This is a genomic window from Nocardia sp. NPDC127606 (genome assembly GCF_042671725.1).
Taxonomy (GTDB): domain Bacteria; phylum Actinomycetota; class Actinomycetes; order Mycobacteriales; family Mycobacteriaceae; genus Nocardia.
In genome coordinates this window covers 1-25230 of sequence record NZ_JBHXWQ010000002.1, presented here as the reverse complement: position 1 = coordinate 25230, position 25230 = coordinate 1, and the positions used below count along the sequence as shown (strand labels likewise).

At 67.6% G+C, this 25230-nt stretch carries 25 protein-coding genes and 3 tRNA genes; 14 read left to right on the top strand and 14 right to left on the bottom strand.

What is annotated here, in order from left to right; translation table 11 throughout:
- Positions 1 to 5 precede the first annotated feature (5 nt).
- A complete protein-coding gene (locus ACFVJ5_RS10895) occupies positions 6 to 2297 on the top strand; it encodes an MMPL family transporter (protein ID WP_379219838.1) in 2292 nt (763 codons plus the stop codon).
- Between the two features lie 40 nt (positions 2298 to 2337).
- Here the strand turns inward: ACFVJ5_RS10895 and ACFVJ5_RS10890 are convergent, their stop codons facing one another.
- Positions 2338 to 2586 (bottom strand): hypothetical protein, encoded by a 249-nt coding sequence (locus ACFVJ5_RS10890; protein ID WP_245914416.1) that lies wholly within the window; start codon positions 2584 to 2586, stop codon positions 2338 to 2340.
- A gap of 303 nt (positions 2587 to 2889) precedes the next feature.
- On the opposite strand from ACFVJ5_RS10890, the gene ACFVJ5_RS10885 reads away from it, so the two are divergent.
- Positions 2890 to 3858, top strand: coding sequence for a GlxA family transcriptional regulator (locus ACFVJ5_RS10885; protein WP_379219837.1), 969 nt, complete (start codon positions 2890 to 2892; stop codon positions 3856 to 3858).
- A 16-nt stretch (positions 3859 to 3874) separates the two neighbouring features.
- Here the strand turns inward: ACFVJ5_RS10885 and ACFVJ5_RS10880 are convergent.
- From ACFVJ5_RS10880 to ACFVJ5_RS10870, 3 genes are all read right to left on the bottom strand, one after another.
- Positions 3875 to 3965 (bottom strand) — tRNA-Ser (locus ACFVJ5_RS10880).
- 46 nt (positions 3966 to 4011) lie between these two features.
- Positions 4012 to 4446, bottom strand: coding sequence for a nucleoside deaminase (locus ACFVJ5_RS10875; protein WP_378638685.1), 435 nt, complete (start codon positions 4444 to 4446; stop codon positions 4012 to 4014).
- A gap of 11 nt (positions 4447 to 4457) precedes the next feature.
- Positions 4458 to 4997 carry a tRNA adenosine deaminase-associated protein gene (locus tag ACFVJ5_RS10870; protein WP_101464885.1) on the bottom strand — a complete coding sequence of 180 codons (540 nt, stop codon included), beginning with the start codon at positions 4995 to 4997 and terminating at the stop codon, positions 4458 to 4460.
- 58 nt (positions 4998 to 5055) lie between these two features.
- Here ACFVJ5_RS10870 and ACFVJ5_RS10865 point away from each other — a divergent pair, with 58 nt between their 5' ends.
- Positions 5056 to 6003, top strand: coding sequence for a prephenate dehydrogenase (locus ACFVJ5_RS10865; protein WP_379219836.1), 948 nt, complete (start codon positions 5056 to 5058; stop codon positions 6001 to 6003).
- Positions 6004 to 6019: 16 nt separating this feature from the next.
- Here ACFVJ5_RS10865 and ACFVJ5_RS10860 read toward each other — a convergent pair whose 3' ends face one another.
- From ACFVJ5_RS10860 to ACFVJ5_RS10850, 3 genes are read right to left on the bottom strand one after another with little or no spacing between them, the layout of a single operon-like run.
- On the bottom strand, positions 6020 to 6637 hold the full coding sequence (locus ACFVJ5_RS10860; protein WP_379219835.1) for a putative glycolipid-binding domain-containing protein: 618 nt from the start codon (positions 6635 to 6637) through the stop codon (positions 6020 to 6022).
- Between the two features lie 49 nt (positions 6638 to 6686).
- A complete protein-coding gene (locus tag ACFVJ5_RS10855; RefSeq protein ID WP_379219834.1) occupies positions 6687 to 8546 on the bottom strand; it encodes an ABC transporter ATP-binding protein in 1860 nt (619 codons plus the stop codon).
- A complete protein-coding gene (locus ACFVJ5_RS10850; protein WP_379219833.1) occupies positions 8543 to 10291 on the bottom strand; it encodes an ABC transporter ATP-binding protein in 1749 nt (582 codons plus the stop codon). Before ACFVJ5_RS10850 ends, ACFVJ5_RS10855 begins: the two co-directional genes overlap by 4 nt.
- Positions 10292 to 10708: 417 nt before the next feature.
- Between ACFVJ5_RS10850 and ACFVJ5_RS10845 the strand changes: the two genes are divergently transcribed.
- Positions 10709 to 11842 carry a DNA cytosine methyltransferase gene (locus ACFVJ5_RS10845; protein ID WP_379220601.1) on the top strand — a complete coding sequence of 378 codons (1134 nt, stop codon included), beginning with the start codon at positions 10709 to 10711 and terminating at the stop codon, positions 11840 to 11842.
- A complete protein-coding gene (locus ACFVJ5_RS10840) occupies positions 11839 to 12264 on the top strand; it encodes a very short patch repair endonuclease (RefSeq protein WP_379219832.1) in 426 nt (141 codons plus the stop codon). Before ACFVJ5_RS10845 ends, ACFVJ5_RS10840 begins: the two co-directional genes overlap by 4 nt.
- Positions 12265 to 12283: 19 nt before the next feature.
- Here the strand turns inward: ACFVJ5_RS10840 and ACFVJ5_RS10835 are convergent, their stop codons facing one another.
- Complete coding sequence (locus ACFVJ5_RS10835; RefSeq protein WP_378638519.1) at positions 12284 to 12412, bottom strand: hypothetical protein; 129 nt, start codon at positions 12410 to 12412, stop codon at positions 12284 to 12286.
- Positions 12413 to 12559: 147 nt separating this feature from the next.
- Between ACFVJ5_RS10835 and ACFVJ5_RS10830 the strand changes: the two genes are divergently transcribed.
- Positions 12560 to 13240, top strand: a complete 681-nt coding sequence (locus ACFVJ5_RS10830) for a DUF998 domain-containing protein (protein ID WP_379219831.1) — start codon at positions 12560 to 12562, stop codon at positions 13238 to 13240.
- On the opposite strand, the gene ACFVJ5_RS10825 is transcribed toward ACFVJ5_RS10830, so the two are convergent.
- Positions 13233 to 14813 (bottom strand): esterase-like activity of phytase family protein, encoded by a 1581-nt coding sequence (locus tag ACFVJ5_RS10825; protein WP_379219830.1) that lies wholly within the window; start codon positions 14811 to 14813, stop codon positions 13233 to 13235. The genes ACFVJ5_RS10830 and ACFVJ5_RS10825 overlap by 8 nt on opposite strands.
- An 85-nt stretch (positions 14814 to 14898) precedes the next feature.
- Here ACFVJ5_RS10825 and ACFVJ5_RS10820 point away from each other — a divergent pair, with 85 nt between their 5' ends.
- Both ACFVJ5_RS10820 and ACFVJ5_RS10815 read left to right on the top strand, forming a co-directional pair.
- Positions 14899 to 15315 (top strand): RidA family protein, encoded by a 417-nt coding sequence (locus ACFVJ5_RS10820; protein ID WP_379219829.1) that lies wholly within the window; start codon positions 14899 to 14901, stop codon positions 15313 to 15315.
- Positions 15312 to 16037 (top strand): maleylpyruvate isomerase family mycothiol-dependent enzyme, encoded by a 726-nt coding sequence (locus ACFVJ5_RS10815; RefSeq protein WP_379219828.1) that lies wholly within the window; start codon positions 15312 to 15314, stop codon positions 16035 to 16037. Before ACFVJ5_RS10820 ends, ACFVJ5_RS10815 begins: the two co-directional genes overlap by 4 nt.
- A gap of 111 nt (positions 16038 to 16148) precedes the next feature.
- On the opposite strand, the gene ACFVJ5_RS10810 is transcribed toward ACFVJ5_RS10815, so the two are convergent.
- Positions 16149 to 17327 (bottom strand): nitrate ABC transporter substrate-binding protein, encoded by a 1179-nt coding sequence (locus tag ACFVJ5_RS10810; RefSeq protein ID WP_379219827.1) that lies wholly within the window; start codon positions 17325 to 17327, stop codon positions 16149 to 16151.
- A gap of 145 nt (positions 17328 to 17472) precedes the next feature.
- Here ACFVJ5_RS10810 and ACFVJ5_RS10805 point away from each other — a divergent pair, with 145 nt between their 5' ends.
- Positions 17473 to 18522 carry an isopenicillin N synthase family dioxygenase gene (locus ACFVJ5_RS10805; protein WP_379219826.1) on the top strand — a complete coding sequence of 350 codons (1050 nt, stop codon included), beginning with the start codon at positions 17473 to 17475 and terminating at the stop codon, positions 18520 to 18522.
- A gap of 56 nt (positions 18523 to 18578) precedes the next feature.
- On the opposite strand, the gene ACFVJ5_RS10800 is transcribed toward ACFVJ5_RS10805, so the two are convergent.
- The 3 genes from ACFVJ5_RS10800 to ACFVJ5_RS10790 form a co-directional block, all read right to left on the bottom strand.
- Positions 18579 to 18651: transfer RNA gene (locus ACFVJ5_RS10800), tRNA-Arg, on the bottom strand.
- 40 nt (positions 18652 to 18691) lie between these two features.
- Positions 18692 to 18781: transfer RNA gene (locus ACFVJ5_RS10795), tRNA-Ser, on the bottom strand.
- A 93-nt stretch (positions 18782 to 18874) separates the two neighbouring features.
- Positions 18875 to 19591, bottom strand: a complete 717-nt coding sequence (locus tag ACFVJ5_RS10790; RefSeq protein WP_379219825.1) for a dienelactone hydrolase family protein — start codon at positions 19589 to 19591, stop codon at positions 18875 to 18877.
- An 89-nt stretch (positions 19592 to 19680) separates the two neighbouring features.
- Between ACFVJ5_RS10790 and hisC the strand changes: the two genes are divergently transcribed.
- The 4 genes from hisC to ACFVJ5_RS10770 all read left to right on the top strand — a co-directional run bounded on the left by hisC (position 19681) and on the right by ACFVJ5_RS10770 (position 23642).
- Positions 19681 to 20757 (top strand): histidinol-phosphate transaminase, encoded by a 1077-nt coding sequence (gene hisC / locus ACFVJ5_RS10785; protein WP_379219824.1) that lies wholly within the window; start codon positions 19681 to 19683, stop codon positions 20755 to 20757.
- 308 nt (positions 20758 to 21065) lie between these two features.
- On the top strand, positions 21066 to 22148 hold the full coding sequence (locus tag ACFVJ5_RS10780) for a nitric oxide synthase oxygenase (RefSeq protein ID WP_379219823.1): 1083 nt from the start codon (positions 21066 to 21068) through the stop codon (positions 22146 to 22148).
- A gap of 170 nt (positions 22149 to 22318) precedes the next feature.
- On the top strand, positions 22319 to 23116 hold the full coding sequence (locus ACFVJ5_RS10775) for a DUF2382 domain-containing protein (RefSeq protein ID WP_379219822.1): 798 nt from the start codon (positions 22319 to 22321) through the stop codon (positions 23114 to 23116).
- A gap of 157 nt (positions 23117 to 23273) precedes the next feature.
- A complete protein-coding gene (locus ACFVJ5_RS10770) occupies positions 23274 to 23642 on the top strand; it encodes a nuclear transport factor 2 family protein (RefSeq protein ID WP_379219821.1) in 369 nt (122 codons plus the stop codon).
- On the opposite strand, the gene ACFVJ5_RS10765 is transcribed toward ACFVJ5_RS10770, so the two are convergent.
- Positions 23643 to 24497: an NAD(P)H-binding protein gene (locus ACFVJ5_RS10765; protein ID WP_379219820.1), complete on the bottom strand. Its 855-nt coding sequence runs from the start codon at positions 24495 to 24497 to the stop codon at positions 23643 to 23645. It lies immediately after the preceding gene.
- Positions 24498 to 24559: 62 nt separating this feature from the next.
- Here ACFVJ5_RS10765 and ACFVJ5_RS10760 point away from each other — a divergent pair, with 62 nt between their 5' ends.
- Positions 24560 to 24952: a winged helix-turn-helix transcriptional regulator gene (locus tag ACFVJ5_RS10760; protein ID WP_379219819.1), complete on the top strand. Its 393-nt coding sequence runs from the start codon at positions 24560 to 24562 to the stop codon at positions 24950 to 24952.
- The last annotated feature ends 278 nt before the right edge of the window (positions 24953 to 25230 follow it).

Genomic DNA, 25230 nt, shown 5'->3' with positions numbered 1-25230 from the left:
GAACCGTGTCCATCTATCTCTACCGGTGGGGCAAGCTGGCCTTTCGCCGCAAATGGATTGTGCTGCCCGTCTGGTTGCTGCTCTTCATGGTGCTCGCGGGGTTGGGATCCTCGTTGCAGAAGCCGATGACCGATGACTTCAGCATGCCGAACCTGCCCTCGGAACGGGCTACCGAAATCCTCGACAAGCACTTCCCCGGTATGTCGGAGGCGTTCGCGTTCGACGCGGTGACCGGCACCTATGTCGTGGGAGCGCCCGCGGGCCAGAAGCTCACCGACCCGGCCAACCGCGCCGCGATCGATGACCTGATCGGCAAGCTCGAGCAGCTCGACATCGTCGACCATGCCGAACCGATCGTGAATCCGATCACCGCGACCGAGGAAATGGGCTGCCTCACCGGGCAACCCGATCCGTCGACATGCAGTGGCGCGCCCCTGAATGTGCTGAACGAGACCGCACCCGAGACCGTCGCGTACTTCAGCGTCCCGTTCGCGATCAAGGACTTCGCCGACATCACCGCCGACGAACGCGAGGCCGCCTACAACGCCGGCGACTCCGCCCGCGCGGCCGGGCTGACGGTCGAGATCAGCGGCACCATCGCGATGGAACAGGAGATGCCGAGCGGCAAGTCCGAGATGATCGGTATGGCCGTGGCACTGGTGGTGATGATCGTGGCGTTCGGCGCCATCGTCGCCGCGTTCGTGCCGATCATCACCGCGATCGTCGGCCTCGGCGCGGCGACCTCGCTGATCTTCCTGTCGACCTCGGTGCTGTCGGTGCCGAGCTTCACCACGTTCCTGGCCTCGATGATCGGCATCGCGCTCTCCATCGACTACGCGCTGTTCATCGTCTCGCGCTACAAACATGAACTGGCGGTGCAGGATTCCGCCGAGGAAGCGGCCGGTACCGCGTTGGGCACGGCGGGCTCGGCGGTGGTGTTCGCCGGGCTCACCGTCATCATCGCGCTGGTCGGGCTGAGCATCGTCGGGGTCAGATTCCTGACGTTCATGGGTCTGGGTGGCGCCATCGCGGCGGCCTTCGCCGTGCTCACCGCCATCACCCTGATGCCCGCGCTGCTCGGCGCCTTCGGCAAGGCGCTGTTCAAGCCGAAGCTGCCGCTGATCGCCCAGCACGATCCCGAGGACGACAGTGTCGTCACCAACGGCACCCGGGTGGCCAGGGCGATCGCCAAGTTCCCCGCGGTCACGATGATCCTGGCCATCGTGGTGCTCGGCCTGCTCGCCGCACCGGCGCTGAACCTGAACCTCGGCCTGCCGGGCGAGGACAGCCTGCCCAAGTCGACCACCGTCCGTAAGGCCTACGACCTGCGCACCGAAGGCTTCGGCGAGGGCAGCAACGGTGTGCTCCAGGTGGCCGTCGATCTCAGCGACACCCCCGCCGACCAGCGGCAGGCGGCGCTGAATGCCTTGCGCGACAAGCTGCAGTCCTACCCGGACATGGATCTGGTCACCGAGCCGCAAATGAGCAAGGACGGCGCGGGCGCCCTGATCAACGGCATACCCAAGACCGGGCCCAACGCGCAGTCGACGAAGGATCTGGTGCAGTCGGCGCGCGCTGCGGAATCCGATCTGAACGAGCAGTACAAGATGTCGTACGGCATCACCGGAACCACCGCCATCTACGCCGACATCGACCATGTCCTGTTTAGCAAGATCGTGCCGTACATGGCGATCGTGGCAGGCGCGGCGTTCATCCTGCTGATCCTGGTGTTCCGGTCCATTTTGGTCCCGCTCACCGCCGCGCTCGGCTTCCTGCTGTCGATGGGCGCCACCTTCGGCGCGACCGTGCTGATCTTCCAGGAGGGCGAGCTCGGGCTGATCAAGGATCCTCATCCCCTGGTCAGCTTCCTGCCGATCATGTTGATCGGCTTGGTCTTCGGCTTGGCCATGGACTACCAGGTGTTCCTGGTGACCCGCATGCGCGAGGAATACGTGCACGGCGCCGACCCCACCGAGGCCGTGATCAAGGGTTATCACCACGGAGCGCGCGTGGTGACCTCCGCGGCGATCATCATGATCTCGGTGTTCGGTTCGTTCCTGCTGGAATCCGATGTCACCGCCAAGTCGATGGGCTTCGCGCTGGCGGCAGGCGTGGCCTTGGACGCGTTCGTCGTCCGGATGGTGCTCATTCCCGCTTTGCTTGTGCTGCTGGGCAAGTGGGCGTGGTGGATGCCGAAGTGGTTGGACCGGATCGTGCCCGATATCGACATCGAGGGCTCGCGGCTGCGCGAGGTCCAGGCCGAACAGCGGCAGGTCGCGCCGCTACCGCAAGGCTGAGCATCGATGGCCGGGGAACTCTGGTTCCCCGGCCATTTCGCTACTGACTCGGTTGCGGCACTTGGCATTCGGTGACGCGCGGATTGAGTCCGATGTAGTTCGCGGGGCCCGCCGCGGCGGTGACCGCGATGGTGGCCCAGTCCGAACATTGCTTGGGCAGGTGAGCGAAGTGGTGCCGCTGCCCGGCCGCGAGCAGCCCGACGGCGACCCAGCCGAGCACGACGAGAACCAGAAGTTTTCCCCCGAGCCCCATTCCGGACTTCGCGGGTGGCGGCTGTCGCCCGCGCATAATCATCGTTCCTTCCCGGATTCGGTGTAACCCAGTCTATTACGCGAGGAATACACCGCAGGTCGGACGAGGTGAATACCCGACGACAGATCTTGCCGCTACCGGGTGGTCCGCACTCCCCCGCACCGTGGTTTCCGGCTTTCGGGCCGAGCCGCGACAGGTGGGCGGATGCCGTGCCTGATCGCGTTCGCGGTGTGGATTCCGATGGCGAAGTCCTTGAGTTGCTTCAACATATCTCCATGGTCGGACTTCCGCGTCATCGGGAGAAGTGGCATAGATGACGACTATCGCTAAGATTTAGACATGAGGTCTGTCTCCGTGCTGGCGTACGACGGGATGACGGCGTTCGAAACCGGCATCGTCATCGAGGTCTTCGGCCTGACCTGGTCCGATATCGAGCAGCCCTGGTACGAGCTGAAGATCTGCACCGAAACCCCCGACCCCGTCCGCGTGATCGGCGGCGCGGCCATGACCAGCCCCTACGGTCTCGCGGAATTCGCCGCCGCCGACACGGTCGTGGTCCCGAGCGTCGCCGACCCGCGCGCGCGGACCTCGCCGGAATTGATCGACGCGCTGCGCCGGGCGCACAGCAACGGCTCCCGAATCGTGTCGATCTGCTCCGGCGCGTTCGCCCTCGCCGCGGCGGGCCTGCTCGACGGCCGCCGGGCCACCACGCACTGGCGATACGCCGACCTGCTGCGCGAGCGCTACCCACTGGTCGAAGTCGACCCCGAGCCCCTCTATACCGACGAAGGCGACATCCTGACCAGCGCGGGCTGCGCCGCCGGGCTGGACCTCGCGCTACACCTGGTCCGCAACGACCTGGGCGCGTCGGTCGCCAACGCCGTCGCCCGCCGCCTCGTCATCCAGCCCCACCGCGCCGGCGGCCAAGCTCAATACATCGAATCCCCCATGCCCCCCGAACCCCTCGACGCCCCCATCGCCCGCAGCCTCTCCTGGGCGCTCGAACACCTCGCCGACCCGATCGGCGTACCCGATCTGGCCCGGGTCGCAGGCCTCTCACCGCGCACCTACCTGCGCCATTTCGTCCGGGAAACCGGGGTGACCCCGAGCAAATGGCTGATCGCCCAGCGGATTCAGGCGGCGCTGGTCATGCTCGAGACCGGCGACGCACCGATCGAGGAAATCGCGACCGCGGCCGGTTTCGCCACCCCGGTCACCTTCCGGCACCATTTCACGCGGGCCGTGCGGACCTCACCGTCGTCGTACCGGCGCACTTTTCAGACAAGAAAAAGCCCCCCACCTGCGTGAACAAGTGAGGGGCTCTTGGCGGTGGCGGAGGGATTTGAACCCTCGGAGGGGGGTTACCCCTCACACGCTTTCGAGGCGTGCTCCTTAGGCCGCTCGGACACGCCACCGCCGACTACGGTACCGGAGTGGGTGCGAGATTGTTAAATCGGCTGGTCAGCGTTGGTTTTTGAAGAAGGTGTCGAGGAGGGCGACGCAATCCGGTTCGAGGATGCCGCCGCGGACTTCGGGGCGGTGGTTGAGACGGCGGTCGCGGACTACGTCCCAGAGCGAGCCGACGGCACCGGTTTTGGGTTCCCAGGCGCCGAACACCACCTTGCCGATTCGCGCCAGGACCAGGGCGCCCGCGCACATCGTGCAAGGTTCGAGGGTGACCGCGAGGGTCGCGCCTTCGAGCCGCCAGCCGTCGCCGTGGACCGCCGCGGCCGCGCGCAAGGCCAGGACTTCGGCATGCGCGGTGGGGTCGCCGAGGGCCTCTCGCGCGTTGGTGGCGCGGGCCAGTTCACGGCCTTGTGCGTCGAAGACGACGGCGCCGACCGGCACATCGCGCGGGTCGGCGTCGGCTGCGGCCGCCAGGGCGGCGCGCATCATCTCCTCGTCGGTCACCTCGGCATTTTGTCCAGGGCCGCGGCGAATTCGTCGGCGAAACCGAGGCGCTGGGCGATCATGCCGAGCTGCTCGTCGGGGTAGAGGTCGGTTTCGGCGATGATCACGCTGAGGACCGGTTCGGGCAGGCCGAGGTCGGCCAGGACGCCCAGGTCGCCCTCTTCCCACGGTTCGACGTCGTCGAGGTCGTCGGGGTCGATGTCGGGAATCTCGACATTGAGCGCGTCGAGGACGTCGGCGGCGATGTCGTAGTCGATCGCCGCGGTGGCGTCGGAGACGAGCAGCCGGGTGCCGCTCGGCGCGGGACGCAACACGATGAAAAATTCGTCGTCGACGTCGATCAGGCCGAACACCGCACCTGAGCTGCGCAAAGCCTTCAGTTCGGTCTCGGCTGCCGACAGATCGTGCAGGGCATCGGAGCTGAGCGGGCTGACCCGCCATGTGCCTTCTTCGCGGACCACGGCCACTGCGAACCCTTCGACGTCGAAGTCGTCATCCGACGTCGCCCTGTTCGTGCCCGAGCGCTGTGCTGCCATGGACCAAACGGTAGTCTGTCCCACCCCTAATGATGAACTCGTGTGCCAATCTGTTCCGATGAGCATCGACGAGCGTGGGGCTGTTTGTGTCCTCGGGACCGGCCTGATCGGCGGTTCACTGCTGCGCGCCGCCGTCGCGGCGGGGTACCGGGCGTTCGGCTACAACCGCTCCGAATCCGGCGTTTCGGCGGCGCGTCAGGACGGATTCGAGGTGTCCGGCGACCTGTCCGCGGTGCTGGTTCGGGCTGCGGAGGTGGACGCGCTGCTGGTGATCGCGGTGCCGATGCCCGCGGTCGAACACCTGCTGGCCGACATCGCCGCGCTCGCGCCCGGGTGCCCGCTGACCGATGTGGTGAGCGTGAAGGGGCCGGTGCTGGACGCGGTGCGAAAGCACGGGCTCGAAGCTTTGTACGTGGGCGGGCATCCGATGACGGGAACATCCCAATCCGGGTGGGCTGCCACTGATTCCGATCTTTTCCAGGGTGCGGTCTGGGCCGTCGGAGTGGACGGGGGAACGCGGGTGCAACCGTGGTCGCGGGTGGTGCGGCTCGCGTTGGACTGTGGGTCGGTGGTGGTTCCGGTGCTCGCCGAAGAACACGATCGGGCTGTCGCGCGGATCTCGCATCTGCCGCATGTGCTGGCCGAAGCGCTGGCCGGAACGGGGGCCGCGGGCGGGAAGCTGGCGCTCGGCCTGGCGGCGGGCTCGTTCCGGGACGGAACCCGGGTGGCGGGCACCGCGCCCGACCTCGTGCGCGCCATCTGCGAGCCGAACGCGGCCGCGCTGGAACAGGTGCTCGACGAGGCCATCGAGACACTCGTCACTGCCCGCGAATCCCTGCGCGCGGACGGCCGTCTCGGCGCTCTCGTCGACACGGGTTTCCGCGGCCGCACCGCCTACGACGACCGCACGACCTGGGACATCACCGGTATCACCCCGGGCGCAGGTGACTGGCTCGGTGAGCTGCACCGCGCAGGTCGCGAGGGCGGGGTACTCCGCGTGCTCTGAAGTACTGCTCGCGGAATCAGGCGCGTTCGGCCAGTCCCGGGTAGTCGAGGACGAAACCATCCGGGTCGACCGTCAGGGTGGCGCTCGAGACCGGCGAGAGAACGTTGATCCCGTCGGACGCGCTCGAGTAGGTGAGCTCGGCCTCCTGCACCAGCAGGTCGGGTAGTCGCACGTAGACGACCGGAACCTGGACGTCGCCGACGGCGTTCTGCAGGCTGAACCGGCGGATCGGCAGCGTGTTGAAGAACGGGCTCAGCACCACGTCGACGTCGAGGGCGCCGCCGAAGGTGGAGCGCACGTGGGTGCCGCCCGCGTCGACGAGCCAGTAGTTCTCCTCGTCGCGCGAGATCGAGGCATGGCGTTCACCGGCCGCCGTGGTGGTGCGCAGCGACAGCCGCCGCGTCGCGCCCGCTTCGTCGGTGACCAGGTCGTACGACGCGCTGAAGGCCGGGTGCTCATCGCCGGCACAGCCGATCATCCGGCCCGCCGCCCTGATCCGATTGCCGTTCACCGTCACCCGCACCGACTCCATGCGGGTGTTGTCGTGGGCACGCCAGGTGAGCACCGCAGGCCACCGGGAGGCAGGTCTGATCTCGGTGGGGCCGTCGGCCGGGCCCGGGGCTGGGGTCGTCACCTCTCTACGGTAAGCGACACCAGCCCCGGCACTGCACAACACGGGCGCATCACACCAGCGAATCCCGCCATGCGGCGTGCAATCCCGCGAAGCGGCCCTGGCCCGCGATCAGCTCGGCCGGTGCGCCGTCCTCCACGATCCGGCCGCCGTCGAGCACCAGCACCCGGTCGGCAATGGCCACGGTGGACAGCCGGTGGGCGATGATCACGGCCGTGCGGTCGCGCAGCAGGGTCTCCAGCGCGTGCTGCACCAGCCGCTCACCGGGGATATCCAGGCTGGAGGTGGCCTCGTCGAGGACGATCACCGCCGGATCGGCGAGGAACACCCGCGCGAACGCCACCAGCTGACGCTGACCCGCCGAGAGCCTGCCGCCGCGCGTGCGCACATCGGTGGCATAGCCGTCGGGAAGTCCGCCGACGAAGGCGTCCAGCCCCACCGCACGCGCGGCCGCGGCGACCTCGGCGTCGGTCGCGTCGGGCCTGCCGAGCCGGATGTTGTCGGCGATGGTGCCGGAGAACAGGTACGCCTCCTGCGTGATCATCACGACGTGCCTGCGCAGCTCGACATCGACCAGGTGGCGCAGATCCACGTCGTCGAGCGTGATGACGCCACCGCTCGGGTCGTAGAACCGGGTGAGCAGTTTCGCCAGCGTCGACTTGCCCGCACCGGTGGCGCCGACCAGCGCCACCACCTGTCCGGCCGGGATCTCCAGGTCGAATTCCGGCAGCACCGACGTGGTGTTGTAGCCGAACCAGACCTGGTCCATCCGCACCGCACCGGCCGCCCGCTCGAGCACAACCGGGCGTTCGGGTTCGGCGACGGCCGGTTCCTCCTCGAGCACGCCGGAGATCTTCTCCAGCGCCGCGGCGGCGGACTGGTAGGAGTTGAACACCTGCGCGAGTTCGTCGAGCGGACCGTAGAACTGGTCGAGGTAGAGCAGGTACGCGGCCAGCACACCGATCGCGAGGTTGCCCTCCATCACCTGCCAGGCGCCGACCAGCAGCACGATCACCGTGGTCAGCTTGCCGATGAAGTTGGAGAGGCCGACGTAGTCGCCCATCCCGCGGACCGCGGTGGTCGTCGCCTTCTGGTACGCCGAATCCTCGGTGCCGAGAACCTCCTCGTTGCGGTGTTCACGCCGGAACGCCTGCACCGCCCGCATGCCGCTCATCGACTCGACGAACTGCACCACAACGCGCGAGATCGCCCCGCGCGTGCGCCGGTAGCCCGCGCGCTGACGCCGCTGCGCCCACCGGGTGACCAGCACCAGCGGCACGAACCCGATCAGCACGATCGAGGCGAGCAGCGGGTCGAGCCAGATCAGCAGGGCCGCGATGGTCACTACCGAGATCACCGCGCTCAGCGCCTGATTCAGCGCGCCTTCGAGCAGTTCCTGCAGCGCTTCGATATCGCTGGTGAGCCGGGTGACGACCTTGCCCGAGGTGTACTTCTCGTGGAACGACACGCTCAATCGCTGCGTGTGCCGGAACGCGCGCACCCGCAGGTCGAACAGCACCCGCTGACTCAGCCACCCGGAGGCCCGCAGGAAGGCGAAGGTGGTGAGTCCCGACAACACCGTCACCGCGACGAATCCGGCGACGGTGGCGATCATCGGCGTCCAATTGCCTTGGCGGCCTTGGCTGATGCCGTGGTCGAGCCCGTAGGCGATGAACAGCGGCAGCGACACCTTGGCCGCGTTGTCGAGCAGGATCAGGACGAAGGTGAGAATCGCCTGCTTGCGGTAGGGCCGCACCAGATCGAGGAGCAACCGCCGGGATCGCCCGGCCAGCACCAGGTTTCCGGTCCCGGTGACGGCGTCGTCCTCTTTGGCGATACCGCGCCAGTCGGCCGCCAGATCGGATTTCTCCTCCGGCACTGCCTTTTCCGTTGTCACGGTCTCGGTGCTCATGGTTCACCTCCCATCAGCTCGCGGTAGTGGTTGCTCGTGCGCAGCAGCTTCTCGTGGCTGCCCTCGGCGACGATGCGTCCGTCGGCGAGCAGCGCGACGCGGTCGGCCAGCGCGGCAGTGGACGGTCGGTGCGCGACGAGCAGGGTGGTGGCACCGGAGAGCACTGCCCGCAGCTGATCCTGCACGCGCTCTTCGGTTTCCACGTCCAGCGCCGACAGCGGATCGTCGAGGACCATGATCCGTCCGTGGGCGGCGGTATCGCCGGTGAGCACAGCTCTGGCCAGGGCAAGACGCTGACGCTGGCCGCCCGACAGACTCATGCCCTGCTCGCCGATGCGGGTGTCGAGCCCCCACGGCAACGCGTCGACGAACTCGCCCGCCTGCGCGATATCGAGCGCCTGCCGCACGTCGACGTCGGTGGCGCGCGGGTCGCCCAGCGCCACGTTCTCGCGCACGCTGGCCGAGAACAGCACCGGCTCCTCGAAGGCCACCGTCACCACCCGGCGCAGCTCCGCCAGGCGCAGCGTGGCGATGTCGACGCCGTCGATGGTGATCCGGCCCGCGCTGACGTCGTAGAGCCGGGGAATCAGCTCGAGCAGCGCGGTCTTGCCGCTGCCCGTCGCGCCGACGAGCGCGACCGTCTCCCCCGGCCGGATCCGCAGCGAGATCTCCTCCAGCACGGTGTGTTCCGGACCGTCGTCGGATCGCGGGTAGGCGAAGCGGACCCGGTCGATGACCAGTTCCCCGCGCGGCGGGTCAGGCAGTTCCGCCGGGTGCGGCGGGTCGGTGATGTCGAGCGGGGTGTCGATGATCTCCCAGAAGCGATCGGCCGCGGTGCGCGCCTCGAACAGCTCCGACAGCAGGAACCCGAGCCAGATGATCGGCCACTGCAGGAACGTGGCCAGCGTGATGCTCGCGACGAGCGTGCCCATCGTCATCGACCCGTGTACCACCGAGTAGCCACCCACCCCGAGCGACACCGCGATCGATACGGTCGGCAAGGTCACCAACGCCGCCCACAGCGTGGCGTCGAGGCGCACCTTCTCCATTTCGGTGCGCCGCAGTTCGCGCGAGAGCGCGGTGAAACGCATCCCGAAGAAACGGCCGCGCCCCAGCGCCTTGAGCACCCGCACGCCCTGCGCGGATTCCTGGGCGATGGTGGCCAGGTCGCCGGACTGGTCCTGCGAACGCCGCGAGGCCACCTCGAATCGGCGGACGAAGCGCGCGCAGAACAGCGTGAGCGGCAGGGACGTCACCGTGAAGATCAGTCCCACTTGCCAGTTCATCGCGAACAACACGATCAGCCCGGTGGGCATGATCACCCCGTTGACGATGAGGAACGGACCGGCGAACGCGACGAACCGCCGCATCACCGACAGATCGTCGATGGCGCGCGAGAGCAGCTGACCCGACTGCCAGCCGTCGTGGCGGCCGATCGCCAGGGCCTGCAATTGCGCGAAAAGCTTGGCGCGCATGGTGATTTCGAACATCGTCGAAGGCTTGGACACCAGCCATCGCCTGCCCCACATACCGAACGACTCGAGTGATCCGAGCAGGAAGATCAGCGCGACCGGCGCCAGCAGACCGACAAAATCCCGCCGCGCGATCGGCCCGTCGACCACCCGTGCGATGACGAGCGGAATCGCGATCGCGGTGCTCGCGGTGACGATCGCCAGCGCGTTGGCCAGCAGCAGCGGCACCCGGTACGGCCGGAGAAAGGGCAGAAATCGCCGCAGCGACCGCATTCCCCCACTCGACCGCGGCGACGGCCGCTCCGATCTGTCGGCCTCCGATTCGGCGGCCGCCAGCTCTGATGTGACAGACAAAACTCCCCCTTGATGCCCGGTCGGCTGGTTGGGTTTTCCGGAACGGACGCCAGGTGATGTTCGCACCGGGGTCCGACAAGTTCGGCCCGTCAAGAGTCCCAGAGCACCCCCACCCCCGGCCACCGATTTTCCTCGGCCGGAGCCCGCCCGTCTACCCCTGCCGGGCGACGCGGCACCCGTCGTCGGGAAGGATTCGTTCGCGGCCCTCGCCTGTTCAGGGGACCGATACAATTCGCCCCAGGCGCGAGGGAACGGGTCGCTGAAGAGCGGACCACCCGGTGGCCGCTAACCCGAGCGCGCCGGCGCTCCGAAAACACAGGAGTCTCGTTGTCGCGGATGGTCGGGTTGTTCGCCGGGATCGGCGGGCTCGAACTCGGTCTGAGCAGGCATGGTTGGGCGTCGGAGCTGCTGTGTGAGATCGATCCCGGCGCTCAGGGTGTTCTCGCGGCACGGTTTCCCGACACCGACCTGCACGGCGACATCACCCGTCTGCGGTCCCTGCCGGCGGGCACCGAGCTGGTCGCAGCCGGTTTCCCGTGCCAGGACCTCTCACAGGCCGGGCGCACCGCAGGCATCACCGGTCGTCGATCCGGCTTGGTCGACGAAGTGTTCCGCCTGGTTCGCAGGCAGCGCGGGCCCCGGTGGCTGTTGATCGAGAATGTCCCGTTCATGCTGCAGCTGGGCCGGGGCGCGGCCATGCGTCACATCACCGCCGCGCTGGAGGAACTCGGATACGCCTGGGCGTATCGGGTCGTCGACGGACGCGCGTTCGGCTTGCCGCAACGGCGGCAGCGCGTGCTGATGCTGGCTTCGCGCACCGAGGACCCCCGCCAGGTGCTGTTCGGCGACGACGCAGGCCCCCGCGACTACGGCGATCCGGACTGCGATCCGTGTGGCTTCTACTGGACCGAGGGTGTGCGCGGCCTCGGCTGGGCGGTGAACGCGGTACCGACCCTGAAGGGTGGTTCCGGTCTCGGCATCGCCAGTCCGCCCGCGGTCCGGCTGCCCGCGGGCGAGATCGTGACGCCGGGGATCGTCGACGGTGAACGATTACAGGGCTTCGACGCCGACTGGACCGCCCCCGCCCTCGATGTTCCCGGGGTGCGCCACGGTCATCGCTGGAAACTGGTGGGCAACGCGGTGAGCGTGCGGATGGCGAACTGGGTCGGCGAACGCCTGGCCGCGCCGTCGGAGCCGCTGACCGTGGGAGAACCGATAGCCACGGGCCAACCGTGGCCCAGCGCCGCCTGGGGTCACGCGGGCGTCGTGCACCGCGTCCCCCTCTCGACCTGGCCGGTCCACGAGCCCTACGAGGACCTGAAGAACTTCCTCACCGAACCCCGCCTGCTCTCCCCGCGCGCGACGGCGGGATTCCTGCGCCGCACCGAGATGGGAAGCCTGCGCTTCCCGCCCGGATTCCTCGACGATGTCCGGGATCACCTCGACCGCATGGGCGGCTGGGCGGCATGAGCGCGCGAAAGCTCGTGACCGACGCCGCGACAAGCGCACGCATGTCCAAGCAGCGACGCGCTGATACCGCTCCCGAACTGGCACTACGTCGCGAATTGCACCGCGCGGGCCTGCGCTATTTCGTCGACCGTCCGCCCATCAAAGGTCAGCGCCGTCGCGCGGATGTGGTGTTTCCGCGACTGCGCATCGCCGTCTACGTCGACGGCTGTTTCTGGCATCGCTGCCCTGATCACGCGACCGATCCGAAGAACAACGCGCAGTGGTGGGCCGACAAGCTGGCGGGCAATGTCGCCCGCGATCGGGCCACCGACATCGCGTTGACAGCGGCAGGCTGGGCGGTCATCCGGGTCTGGGAGCATGAAGATCCGCAAGCGGCAGCGGAGCGGATCACCGCACTGGTGAACCGCTCCAAACCTGACTGACCTGCAATTATCGAATTCTTCAGCGACGACGCGGACTGCGTTCGGCGCGCACCCGCACCCGTGCGCGCGACGCATCCGCCGCGACGAAACCGGACACGGCCAGCGCGAGGATCGTGGCGAAACCTGCCAGCGCGATCACGTAGCTCATCGAGGACCTCTCCGTTGGTTACCAACCACCCTGCACGGTGAACCTGACAGCAACCTGTGCGTGCCTGTGATGCCTCGATGAAACCACGTCCTCGCTCTCGACGCGCCTGATCCGGGCGGTGGAGGCCGGACACGCACAATGGTCGGTGTGACCGAATCCGCACGGCACACCCGTGGCTACTCGTTGCTGATCGCGCTCGCGATCGCGATCGCGGGCCTGTGCTACTCGTCCTGGCTGCTGGAATTCGCGCTGCCGATCGACACCGACCCGGTCAACGACTTCCTCAGCGAACTCGACGCCGAGGGCAAGCCCTACCGCGCGGTGTTCGGCACCGCCGACAAAGTGGTCGGCCTGTTGCTGATCCCGGCGGCGCTGGGCGGACTGCTCGTTTTCCGGCGCCGCCGACTGACCACGATCGGCTGGACAGCCCTGTTGTGTTTCGGCGCGTCCACCATCGCCGACGCCCTGCTCCCGCTCCACGACTGCGCCCCGGGAGACAGCGCGTGCGGCGGCGACAGCGGGCTGTTTCCGCAGCTGCACCAGCCGCACGCGCTCACGAGCACACTGGCCGTCACCTCGATCGCGGTGGCGGCGTTCGCCTTCAGCGCCGCCGCCTACCGGTACCACCGCTGGCGGATCCTGCGGGAATTCGGCGTCGCCGTGCTGGTTCTCGGGTCGGCGGCGACCATCTGGATGATGGTCGCCGACAACCTGTCCGGCTCCTACGCACTCGGCATCGCCCAGCGCATCCAGGTCGGCACCATGTCACTGTGGTTGCTCGCCCTGGCCACCGCGGTGCTCCTGGAAGCCCGCGAGTGGACTACTTGACGGTGATCTTGACCGTGTAGCCGTCGATCTTCGCGGGCAGCTTGGTGGTGTCCACCGCGAGCACCTCGCCGGTGTCCTGCACGCCGTTGGGCAGCGTCTTGGGCTTCAAGCCGAACGGGGGCTGCTCGCCCTGACTGGCGGCAAGGCCGAAGTCGCTGTCGTTGGCGATGTAGATGGTCTTGCCGCCGTCGAGGGTGGCGATGCCCTCGATCTTGTCGTGGCCGAAGAACCGGCCCTTCTCGTCGAGTGCGGCGACCAGTGCGGACAGGTCCAGGTTGCTCTTCTTCGCGACCGGGGTGACGCCCGCCTTGGTCAGCGCGGCGACGGCTTCGGTGGTCGGGGTGACCCCGATCAGCGTCTCCAGGGGCTTGCCGTCGATCAGCAGGCCGCCCTTCTCGGCGTCATAGGTCGCACCCGGCACAGCGGACTGCGGGCCGACATCGGTCGCGCCCGCGATGTCGATGGTCCAGATCTTCTTGTCCGACTTGGGCGCGAGGTTGCCGTCACGCTCGTCGACCAGGAACGTGGTGGCGCTCAGCGCGGTGATCTCCGAGACCGCGACCTTCGACTGCTTCGGGTTTTCCAGCGGGTACAGGAATTCCTTCTGCGCCTTGGTCTTCAGATCGACCGTCACGATCCGCGCGAACGGCACCTCCTTGGCCGAGCCGTTCAGGCCGGGGGTGTTGAGCGCGCTCTGCACCATGCCGACCAGGGTGCTGCCGTCGGGGGTGATGGTCAGCCCCTCCATGCCCTGGTTGGGCGTGCGCAGCGCGATCTCCTTCGGCAGGCCGTTGCCGGGCGCGAGCCGCTCGATCTCGGTGCCTTTCGCATCGAAATGCACCAGGAACGGACCGTATTCGTCGGAGATCCAGAAGGTGCCGTCGGCCAGTGCCACAAGGCCTTCGGGGTCGAGGCCGTGATCGGTGGCAGGCAGGACATTGCCCTGGAGGTCCTTGATGGTCTCGCCGGTGCCGGCCGAGGTGTCGACCTGCCCGTTGAACGGCACGCCGGACTTGCTCCGCAGTTCGATGCTCGACTGCAGCACTGCCCTGTTGTCGACCAGCTTGAACCGGCCGATCTTGGGCACGAAACTCGGTGTGGGCAAGAGCTTCTCGTTCTTCGCCGGTCCGTCGACGTTCGGGCCGCGGTCGGTGAGTCCGTAGAACTCGTCGGCGCTACCGGGCACCGCGGTCCAGGCCGAGCCGAAACCGCTGCCCTGCACCGTGGTGCCACCGAACTCGCCGAGCACCGGAATGTCGGTCGTGTAGAGGCGAACCGCATCGGTGGTGGTGACGGTGAACTGGTCGAGACCGGTGTAGCCGGCGCTCGGGGTGTAGACGTAGGCGCCGTCGGCGCGGCGAGTGATGTTGCCGTGCTCGGGCTCGAGGCTGACCCCCAGCACCGCGCTGGCGCCCGCCTCGGCGACCAGGTCGTCGAGCGAGATCACCAGCGGCTGGTCCTTGCCCGCGGTGAAGCCGGCGTCGGGATCCGGCGATGAGCAGCCCGCCACCACGGCGGCAGCGCACAGAGCGGCGGTGAGAGGAAGGAGGCGTAGACCTGGACGTGCGTTCACTTGGCATGCATACCGTCGCGAGCCGACCGGTAGACGACCGGGAAATGAATTGTCCTCCACCACTCGGTGGACCATTCTGGCAACCATGACCACAACTCGGGTGAACATTTCCTCAGCCTCCGATTTCGAAGATGTCGTCGGGTATTCGCGGGCGGTACGGGTCGGCAACCAGGTCGTCGTCAGCGGCACCACCGCCGCTGTCGCCGGTGGTGGCGCGGTCGGCGGCGACGATATCGGCGCCCAGACCCGTGAGGTCCTGGCTCGCATCGCCGCCGCGCTGGAGCAGGCCGGGGCGAGTGTGCGCGACGTGGTGCGCACGCGCATGTTCGTCACCGATATCGCCCGCTGGCCCGAGGTCGCGGCCGCCCACGCCGCGGTGTTCGGCACGATCCGCCCCGCCGCCTCGATGTACGAGGTCACCGCGCTGATCGCCCCCGACCTGCTGGTGGAGATCGAAGTCGACGCGATCATCGACAACGGCGCACTACCCTCGAATCCGTGACCAGCGAAACGGCAACGCCCACCGACCTGCTCGATCAGGTCGCCGCCTCCACCGCGCGCTTCGACGCCGCCATCGGCACACTCACCGATACGGCGTTGGCCGAACCGTCCCTGTTACCGGGGTGGACGCGCGGTCATGTGCTGGCGCATATGTCACGCAATGCCGACAGCCTGTTGAACCTGCTGCTGTGGGCACACACCGGCATCGAGATGCCGCAGTACCCGAGCGTCGCCGTTCGCGATGCCGATATCGAGGCAGGCGCGCCCCGTCCGCTGACCGTGCAGCACGCGGACTTCACCGCCACGGCGCACCGCTGGCAGGCCGTCGCCGCCACCATGCCCGCCGCCGACTGGCAGGCCGAGGTCCGCAACCGCCAGGGCGGCACCCTCACCGCCGACCAGATCCCCTGGATGCGCCTGCGCGAGACCGAAATCCACCACGTGGACCTCGACGTCGGCTACACCCCCGCCGATTGGCCTGCCCCCTTCGTCGCTCGGCTTCTCCCCGAGACCATCGCCGACCTCTCCGCCAAGCTCCTCCCCGAAGCCACCCCCACCTTCGACATACAGTCCACCGACACAGATTTCATCGCCACCGTCGGCCCTGGACGTCCCCGCCACACTGTCCTCGGCCCCGCCGCCGCCCTCCTCGGCTGGCTCGTCGGCCGTACCTCAGGTAGCGACCTGACCGGTCCCTTGCCGCCGCTCCCGGCCTGGAAGTAGCCCCGACAGGGAAACCCTCCCCCGGCTCGTCCCGTCGCCGGGACGAGCGATGAGCCGGGCCCGAGAGACGAAAGCCCCTCCACCCCAGCGCAGTTCGGCGGCGCCTCGTGGTCAGCGAATGCCGATCTTCGGGTCGGTGAAGCGATTGGTGAAGATCTCGCCGGCTGTCAGCGCCGGTGGGATCGCCGCTCCGCCCGCCACCAGGATCGGCCGCAGCTCGTCGAGGTTGCGCTGGGTTCGAGCCTGCTCGTAGGTCCCGAAGGAGCCGTCGGCCTCGTTCGCCAACAGGCCGAGCTCGACGAGCTGCTTAGCGGCGAACTCGGCCTCACCGGCCGGGTATGGAGTGAATGCCGGTGTGCGGGAGACGATATCGACGACCTTGGCATTGGTATCGGCCGGTGCGGCGGCGAAGTCGGCGCCGGACTGCTGCACGATCGGCACCAACTTGGCCAGACACGGCGCCAGTCCGTCGAGCTTGTCGGCACGCGCGGTGAGATTCGAGGCGTAGGTGTCGAAGCCGGAGTTCTTGATCAGGTCGTAGGCCACCGGCTTGTTCCAGGCGCGGGCCTCGTGCTCGTAGACGTACGGTTCCGCGCTGGCGAAACCCTGCTGGGCGATCGTGGGGTCGGCGACGAAACGGGCTGGAGCGCCGTCGTATCCGGTATCGATCTGCGACTGTTTCAGCAGGCCCTTGGCCACCAGCCACTGCGGAAAGATCTGCTCCTTCGACACCACCACGGGCGCGTTCGAGCGGCCGATATCGGTGATCGAGCGCCAGTCCGGGTGACTCGCCGGATCCCACATCAGAATGGATGGACTGTATTTCAGCAACGGGGTGACAGCGACGACCGGCTTGGCCGCACTCGCCGCGATCACCTGCTCGCCGTGCACCACCCCGAGCGTGACGGTGTCGTCGACGTACATGCGCGAGGGGACGGACTGGAAACCGATCGCGGGCCCACCCGCGCGCAGCTGCAACCGCACACCGGTGTCCTTGCCGCCCGCCACCAGCGGCCCTTCGACCGATTTGGTCTCCTCGTCCACGCGATACCCGGGGCCGAGCAGCTGGAACAACCCACCCTGATCGGACTGCGGCTGCCACTGCAGCTGGATGGTGACCGTGTCCGGGCACACCCCGCGCAATGTCTGCGCGGGCGCCGCGGGTTCGAGCGCGACAGCGGCGCCGCCTTGATCCGCGGAATCGGCGCCGCAGCCGGCGACGGCGAGCAGCGCCGCCAACAGCACTGCTCCCGAGGCCGCGGCGCGCCTGTGGTGTCGGTGGTTCTGCATGTCGTCCTCCTCGTCGTCGCGCCCTTCTGCGCGACATCTACATGCAACTTCCGATCGGTTTCCGGGTAGTTACGTGCTCACTACATGTCTGCTCTTCCCCCGGTTCTGTAATGCGGAGGCAATACATGCAATAGACCCTGAAGAGATGACGTCCCCGTTCACCGTCCCCACCATCGACATCACTCCCTTTCTGACCGACACCGACGATGCCGGTCGCGCGGCGGTCGCCGCCGAAATCGACACCGCTTGCCGCGAGGTCGGCTTCATGCAGATCGTCGGCCATGCCATCCCCGACGAGGTGGTCGCCGGACTCACCGACGCGCTCGACGAGTTCTTCGCACTGCCACTCGACATCAAGAAGCGCTACCGCCGCTCGACCTCGGAGAACCGTGGCTACTCGCCGCCGAGGTCGGAGTCGCTGAGCCTGAGTCTGGGACTGCCCACGGCGAATCAGATGAACGACTTCTACGAGGCCTTCATCGTCGGCACCCAGTTCACCGACTTCCCCGGCCTCGACCTACCCGCGTCGTCGTATGCCGCCAACAACTGGCCCGAGGCCGCTCCGGGCTTCCGTCCCGCGATCGACACCTACTTCGCCCACGCACAGCGGCTGTCGCGAATCCTGCTGCGCGCCTTCACCGCAGCCCTGCGGCTACCCGCCGACTACTTCGACACCCTCACCGACCATTCCATCGACGCGCTGAAGATGAACAACTACGCCCTGCCCGAGGGCGAATTGCGCCTCGACGGCGATATGACCGGCATGGGCGCGCACACCGACTTCGGCATCCTCACCATCCTGTGGGCCGACCGCGTCCCCGGACTGCAGGTGCTCGACAAACACGGCCACTGGCACAACGTGCAGCCCACGGAAGGCGCGCTACTGATCAACCTCGGCGACGCGATGGCCCGCTGGACCAACGACCGCTGGATGTCCACCCTCCACCGCGTCGATCCGCCGATCATCGACGGCCGCATCCGCCGCCGACGCTCCGCCGCCTTCTTCTTCGACGGCAACCACGACGCGGTGATCCAAGCCCTCCCCGGCACCCTCGCCCCCGGCGAGCAGGGCTACCCCCCGATCACCGTCGCCGACAACATCAACGCGAAAGTCGCCGGCCTCAAAGGAATCACCACCCCCGCCCCGACTGCCCGCGAAACCGCCAGAGTCCTGGCAGCGGCCAGCCCGGACTGACCAGACCCCTACGAAAAAAATCGACCCCGTATCTACTGATACGGGGTCGATTTCGGTGCGCCCGAAGGGATTCGAACCCCTAACCTCTTGATCCGTAGTCAAGTGCTCTATCCGTTGAGCTACGGGCGCATGGTGGTGCATCTTCAGTTGTTACCCAGCAAGCTGGGTGTGGCGGAGGCGAGAGGATTTGAACCTCCGGTCCCCGTGAAGGGACAACTCATTAGCAGTGAGTCCCATTCGGCCGCTCTGGCACGCCTCCTGGAGCCTTCTCTTTCGAGGGCACCGGTCCTTGTCGAACCGCCGGGAATGAAGATTACACGAGCAGTGGTAGTAGTCCAAAACGCCTGGTCAATCAGCGTAAGTTGCTGTCGAACCAGTCGTAGATACGGGTCTGGGAGTCGATGCGAATGGCGGTGGCCGCCTCGTCTTCGGGATCGGGTCGGTCGACGCGGTGACTCAGGCCCGGATAAGCGATTGTGAGACTGGCCACATCCGCTTTGGCCGTGGCCTCGCGGAGGCGTTCGACCGCCTCGGGTGGGGTGGCCGGGTCGTCGTCGCCGAAGAGCCCGAGCCAGGGGGCCTGGAGGTCGGCGGCGATGTCGATCAGGGCCGCGCTCTGGTCGGGGAGCGGTTCGATGATGCCGGGGGCGGCCACGCTCACCGCGGCGCCGATCGGGCGGGTGGCGGCGACGAGGAAGGCCGCGGTGCCCGCGCTGTCGAAACCGAGGACGCCGATCGTGTCGGGGAAGACACCGCGGCCGGTGAGCCAGTCGAAACCGGCGTCGAAGTCGTCGAAGAGGTCGTCACCGAACACCTCGTGTACCTGCGCGTCGGCGATGCGGTCGAACAGATGCGGCGCGACGACGATCCAGCCCTCGAACGACAGCGCCCGCATCAGATCGAGTAGCTGGGGGGAGAATTCGCGGGATTCGTGCAGGACAACGATGCCGCCGCGGGCCACCCGCTCGGGCTCGATCACCGTGATCGGCACGGCCGTACGTCGCGCGACGACGGCCGTGTCGTCATCCACCGGCCGCAGGGGCGCGACGTCGTCGTAAGTGCCCGGCATAAACCCAGCGTAGGCGGCAGAACTGGACTTGGGTAGGTCTGGACGGCCGCGCCGCATGTCGCGGCAGCCGATCATCGTAGGGTGGAGGCGTGACCGCGCACATCCGCCCCGACCTCGCCACCATCCCGGCCTACGTTCCCGGCCGTAACCACCCGGATGCGGTGAAGCTCGCGTCCAACGAGACGACCTTCGGTCCGTTGCCGAGCGCGGCCAAGGCGATCGCGGAATCCGCCGAGCTGGCCAACCGCTATCCGGACAATCAGGTCAGCGAGCTGCGGGCGGCGCTCGCCGAGTTCCTCGAGGTCACCGTGGCAAATGTCGCGGTCGGCTGCGGCAGCGTGGCGCTGTGCCAGGAACTCGTGCAGATCACCTGCGACGCTCCCACCGACGAGGTGGTGTTCGCGTGGCGCTCGTTCGAGGCGTACCCGATCGTCACGCAGGTGGGCAACGCCACCGCGGTGCGGGTACCGCTGACCGAGGATCACCTGCACGATCTGGACGCCATGGCCGACGCGGTCACCGAGCGCACCAAGCTGATCTTCGTCTGCAACCCGAACAACCCCAGCGGCACCGCGCACGGGCGCGCCGAGCTGGAGCGATTCCTCGACCGGGTGCCCGCACACGTGCTCGTTGTGCTCGACGAGGCCTACTACGAGTACCTGCGGCTGACGCCCGAGACCCGCCCCGACGGTGTCGAGATCGCGCGCACCAGGCCGAATGTGGTTGTGCTGCGCACATTCTCGAAGGCCTACGGTCTGGCCGGGCTGCGCGTCGGCTACGCGGTGGGCGATCCCGAGGTGATCGCCGCACTGCTGAAGGTCCACATCCCGTTCAGTGTGAACAGGATCGCGCAGGCGGCCGCGATCGCCTCGCTGCAGGCGCGCGGCGAACTGCTCGATCGCACCGATGTGCTGGTGGCACAACGGCATCAGCTGCGCGAGGCGCTGCTGGCCGCGGGCTACGAGGTGCCGCCGAGCGAGGCCAATTTCGTGTGGTTGCCGCTGCGCGAGCGCAGTGTCGAGTTCGCCGAGGCGAGTGCCCTTGCGGGCGTGCTGGTTCGGCCGTTCGCCGGTGACGGTGTGCGGGTGACGGTCGGCGATCCGCACGAGAACGAGCAGTTCCTCAGCTTCGCCACCGCACCCGAGACGGCGGCCCGGTTCCGTTAGTCCGGCGCACGGTCAGCAACCCTTGACGTGGGTTGCCGTGGGATTACCGCGAATTCGAGCACACTGCCAGCACACCGGCCGTAGGCTTGCCGAAGCTGATTTCGGGTCGACCGATCACCCGGTCGGCGCGCGCCACCGGTCGAGTGAATGTGTTCTCGGCGGGCAATCTTCCCGCGTCGGAGGGTGCATCCGCACGGCCCCGCACCCTGCTGCCCGACCGGAGATGTACCGTGAACCAAGGCTCTCGTCCTGCCGTCTGCGAAAAGTCGATCCCCACAGCGACTTTGGCGGATAAAGTCGATGTCGTCGTGCCGCCGCCGGTCGAGTTGGATCGCCGCTTGCGTGACTGCGACGAGTTCTTCCGCTACCCCGAACTCGGGCACCTGCCCACCCAGCGTCGCCTCGGCGCGCTCGCCGAACTGCGCGATACCGGCACCTATACCCAGACCGCCGAAGAGATCTTGATCGGCGCGAAACTGGCGTGGCGCAACCACGCTCGCTGCGTCGGCCGCAAACATTGGCGATCGCTGAAGCTACTCGACGCCCGCCGAGTTACTTCTGCGCGGGAACTTTCCGAGGTGTGCTGGCAGCATCTGCGCCTGGCCACCAACGGCGGCGCGATTCAGTCGATGATCACCGTCGGCCCGGCGGCCGAACCCGGCGGCGGCGAGTACCGGATCGAGAGCTCGCAGCTGATCCGCTACGCCGGCTACCGCAACGGCGACGGCACCGTCACCGGCGATCCGGCCAATATCGCGGCCACCGAACAGGCGCTGGAGCTGGGCTGGCGCGGGGCGCGCACGCCGTTCGACGTGCTGCCGGTGCTGATCAGCACGCCCACCGAGGACGTGCGGTATTTCGACGTGCCGCGCGAGCTGGTCCGCGAGGTAGACCTGATCCACCCCGACTACCCGTGGTTCGCCGGGCTCGGCCTGAAATGGCACGCACTGCCCGCTGTTTCGAACATGGATCTGGAGGTGGGCGGTGTTTGCTACCCCTTCGCTCCCTTCAACGGCTGGTACGTCGGCACCGAGATCGGCGCGCGCAACCTCAGCGATACCGATCGCTACAACATGCTGCCGCTGATCGCCGACATGATGGGTCTCGACACCTCGTCGGTGCGGACGCTGTGGCGCGACAAAGCGCTGATCGAGCTCAATCATGCTGTCCTGCACAGCTTTCGCGCATCCGGCGTACACATGGTCGACCATCACACCGTGGCCAAGCAGTTCTGCGATCACGTCCAGCGCGAGGAAGCCGCCGGGCGCGCGTGCCCGACCGACTGGAGTTGGGTGAATCCGCCCATCTCGTCCGGGCTGACGCCCACCTTCCACCGCTACTACGACGCGCCCGACCTGGACATTCGACCGAATTTCGTCCGCCGGGACTGATCTACGGCGGGCTGTTTGGCTCATGACCGACCGGGTATTTGCTGTGACGTAGCCGAGTCCGGCCGTGCCGGACGCTACTACCGATTGATCATCCAACAACCCCCAGCGGAGCCGGCGAACGAGCCCACCATGCCCGCGACCGGCCTCCGTACCAGGTAGGAGGGATCATCATGAGCAGATCGACCCTGGAATCGCTGATCGGCGCCACCGCCTACGACGAACGCGGCAACAAGATCGGCAAGGTCAAGCAGATCTACCTCGACAACCAGTCCGGAGCGCCCACCTGGGCCGCCGTCTCGACCGGATTCTTCAGCCACGACTCGCTGGTTCCACTGGCCGGTGCCGAGCATCTGCCCGACGACGACTCGCTCAGACTGCACGTCGACAAGCAGCTGGTGAAGTCGGCGCCGTACCACGACGGGTCCCGGATCAGCGCACAATCGGAGCAGGAACTGTTCCGGCACTACCACGTCGACCCGCACGCATCCGGCTGGAATGCCGACGGGCGCCCGCGGATTCGCCCCGGTGACGACATGCCGATGACCCACGGCAACCCGGCGCGGACCGTGACCGATCAGTCCGACACCGCTCGCTACGGTGACGACTCGATGGTGCGCTCGGAAGAGCAGCTGCGCGTCGACACCGAGAGCGAAGAGGTGGGCACCGCACGGTTGCACAAGACCGTGGTCACCGAGGAACAGACCTTCAAGGTGCCGGTGACGCACGAGGAAGTGCACGTCGAACGCGAGCCGATCACCGACCGCACCGGGCGCGCGACCATCGGCGAGGAGGACCGCGAGGTCACCCTGCACGCCGACCAGGTGCACGTCGAGAAGGAAGCCGTCCCGGTGGAACGGGTACGGCTGGCGGTCGACGAAGTCGACGACGAGAAGTTGGTCTCCGAGACGGTCCGCAAGGAACGTGTGGAAACCGAGGGTGTCGACGACCGCCGCCGCCAGGAACCCTGACTCGGCGCGACGACATCCCGCTCGGCCGAACCGGCTACCCACCCCGGTGGGTGGCCGGTGGTCGACGGGTTACGCACGGTCGACGGCGGGCGTAGGGTTCTCGATACGGGCCGAATCGCCCTGGTCCGGCTCGTTTCGACGAGCGAGGGAGCCCCCGATGAGCACCGCATCCAGTTCGGGATTCGATGCCGACGCACTGCGCCGCGGAATCGAAAGCCGTGATGCCGCAACACTGCTGAAGCTCTACAGCGACGATGCCGAGATCCGCATGGTCGACCACCGTGACCAGCCGAGCCACCCCCGGGTGATGCACGGCCGCTCGGAGATCAGCGCGATGTTCGACGACGTGTGCGCCAGGGAGATGACCCACTCCCTCGACAGCGTCCTGATCGACGGCGACCATATCGCCTTCGTGGAATCGTGCCGCTATCCGGACGGCACCCGCGTCCTCGCCCACTCGATGGCGAACCTGCGCGACGGGCGCATCGTCGACCAGACGTCGATCCAGGCGTGGGACGAAGGCTAGTCAGCGGAAATCGGCGACGTGGTCGGCTGCCCATCGGCGATAGTCGCGGGCAGGTGACCCGGTGACGTCGTGCACGGTGGAGGTGACCGAGCCCGGTGTGTCGACGAGGCCCGCGAGTCCGCGCAGCACCACCCGCGCGATGTCGGGTGGGAGCCAATCCATGTGCGCCATCGCCTCTTCGGGGCTGATCTCCTCCCAGACCAACGTGCGGCCGAGCGCGGCACCGATGGCTTCGACCTGGTCGATCCGGCTCAGCGCGGCTGGGCCGGTGAGGTGATATTTCGCCCCGGCGTGCCCGTCGGTGGTCAGTGCGCGCACGGCGACCGCGGCGATATCCGCCTCGTGCAGCAGGGGCATCGTGGCAGCGCCGTACGCGCCGCGCACGACGTCGCCCGCGCGGATCTGAGGCGCCCATTCGACAGTATTGGTGGCGAAACCACCGGGGCGCAGGAAGGTCCATTCCAGGGTCGACTCGGTGATCGGTTGCTCGATGAGGGCGTGTGCCCGGCCGATCGGGTGGTCCTGTTCGGCCGGTTCGTCGCGGACCGCGGCGGAGGAGAGCAGGACGATGCGGCGCGCGTGTGCGGCGATGCGGGCGACGACCTGCTCCGCGATCTCCGCCGACAACATCGGCCAGGTCAGGTACACCGCGTCGATGCCGTCGAGGGCGCTGTCCAAGGTGTCCGGGGCCGTCAGATCCCCCTGCGCGACCTCGACATCCGGGGGTAGCGAAGCCGCGCGCGGGTCACGAGCCAACGCCCGCACCCGCGTTCCGCCCGCGGCGAGCTGCGCCGCCACCTGACCGCCGACATGACCGGTCGCCCCGATCACCAGAACCTTGCTGACATCCACCATGGGCCAACCGTACGAAGGGGACTTTCCAATAGAAAGGCCATACCGATAGGTAAGCTCATGGCATGGCGGTAGGAGTCCCGGACAGCGACCGGCCCACACTCGGTCGACGTGACGTATTCGACAAAGAGTGTCCGGCCCACGCCATCCTCGGCAAAGTCACCAGCCGCTGGGGTGTCCTGATCCTGGCCGCGCTCCTCGACGGCACGATGCGATACCACGTCCTGCGTGACCGAATCGGCAGCATCAGCGAGAAGATGCTGTCGCAGAACCTGCGCACCTTCACCGACTACGGCCTGGTCGAGCGCACCGTCGAACCCACTGTCCCCCCACAGGTTTCCTACGCCCTGACACCGATCGGCCACGAGGCAGCCGAGAAGCTCCACGGCCTCCTGGAATGGGTGAGCACCCGAGCCGAAGAAATCGAGACCTTCCGAACAACCAACGGCCCAACCTGATCAATAGGCAATCGGGTCGGTAAACGGCACCAGCACAAGGAGCGACGTGAACGGTGGCTGTCTCTGCGGCAATATCCGGTTCTCCGCGACCGGCGACCCGGACTTTCCTCACCTGTGCTCGTGCGAGCACTGTCAGAGGCTTTCCGGAGGCCCGCGCCGCAAGTCCGCTGGCCGACCTGCGGATCTTTGGCGGAGACGGAGGGATTTGAACCCCCGATGGTTTTACCCATGCTCGCTTTCAAGTCGACTGGTGACGGTCTGCTCATCGTCTACTGACG

Excerpts from the sequence above, each read along its gene's own strand:
- ACFVJ5_RS10820 (WP_379219829.1), top strand. The coding sequence starts at position 14,899 with ATGACCACAACTCGGGTGAACATTTCCTCAGCCTCCGATTTCGAAGAT.
- ACFVJ5_RS10760 (WP_379219819.1), top strand. The coding sequence starts at position 24,560 with ATGGCGGTAGGAGTCCCGGACAGCGACCGGCCCACACTCGGTCGACGT.
- ACFVJ5_RS10855 (WP_379219834.1), bottom strand. The coding sequence starts at position 8,546 with ATGAGCACCGAGACCGTGACAACGGAAAAGGCAGTGCCGGAGGAGAAA.
- ACFVJ5_RS10865 (WP_379219836.1), top strand. The coding sequence starts at position 5,056 with ATGAGCATCGACGAGCGTGGGGCTGTTTGTGTCCTCGGGACCGGCCTG.
- ACFVJ5_RS10835 (WP_378638519.1), bottom strand. The coding sequence starts at position 12,412 with ATGAGCTACGTGATCGCGCTGGCAGGTTTCGCCACGATCCTCGCGCTG.
- ACFVJ5_RS10890 (WP_245914416.1), bottom strand. The coding sequence starts at position 2,586 with ATGCGCGGGCGACAGCCGCCACCCGCGAAGTCCGGAATGGGGCTCGGG.
- ACFVJ5_RS10850 (WP_379219833.1), bottom strand. The coding sequence starts at position 10,291 with ATGCGGTCGCTGCGGCGATTTCTGCCCTTTCTCCGGCCGTACCGGGTG.
- ACFVJ5_RS10770 (WP_379219821.1), top strand. The coding sequence starts at position 23,274 with ATGAGCACCGCATCCAGTTCGGGATTCGATGCCGACGCACTGCGCCGC.
- ACFVJ5_RS10870 (WP_101464885.1), bottom strand. The coding sequence starts at position 4,997 with ATGGCAGCACAGCGCTCGGGCACGAACAGGGCGACGTCGGATGACGAC.
- ACFVJ5_RS10840 (WP_379219832.1), top strand. The coding sequence starts at position 11,839 with ATGAGCGCGCGAAAGCTCGTGACCGACGCCGCGACAAGCGCACGCATG.
- ACFVJ5_RS10790 (WP_379219825.1), bottom strand. The coding sequence starts at position 19,591 with ATGCCGGGCACTTACGACGACGTCGCGCCCCTGCGGCCGGTGGATGAC.
- ACFVJ5_RS10805 (WP_379219826.1), top strand. The coding sequence starts at position 17,473 with ATGACGTCCCCGTTCACCGTCCCCACCATCGACATCACTCCCTTTCTG.
- ACFVJ5_RS10765 (WP_379219820.1), bottom strand. The coding sequence starts at position 24,497 with ATGGTGGATGTCAGCAAGGTTCTGGTGATCGGGGCGACCGGTCATGTC.
- ACFVJ5_RS10775 (WP_379219822.1), top strand. The coding sequence starts at position 22,319 with ATGAGCAGATCGACCCTGGAATCGCTGATCGGCGCCACCGCCTACGAC.
- ACFVJ5_RS10885 (WP_379219837.1), top strand. The coding sequence starts at position 2,890 with ATGAGGTCTGTCTCCGTGCTGGCGTACGACGGGATGACGGCGTTCGAA.
- ACFVJ5_RS10875 (WP_378638685.1), bottom strand. The coding sequence starts at position 4,446 with ATGATGCGCGCCGCCCTGGCGGCCGCAGCCGACGCCGACCCGCGCGAT.
- ACFVJ5_RS10810 (WP_379219827.1), bottom strand. The coding sequence starts at position 17,327 with ATGCAGAACCACCGACACCACAGGCGCGCCGCGGCCTCGGGAGCAGTG.
- ACFVJ5_RS10845 (WP_379220601.1), top strand. The coding sequence starts at position 10,709 with ATGGTCGGGTTGTTCGCCGGGATCGGCGGGCTCGAACTCGGTCTGAGC.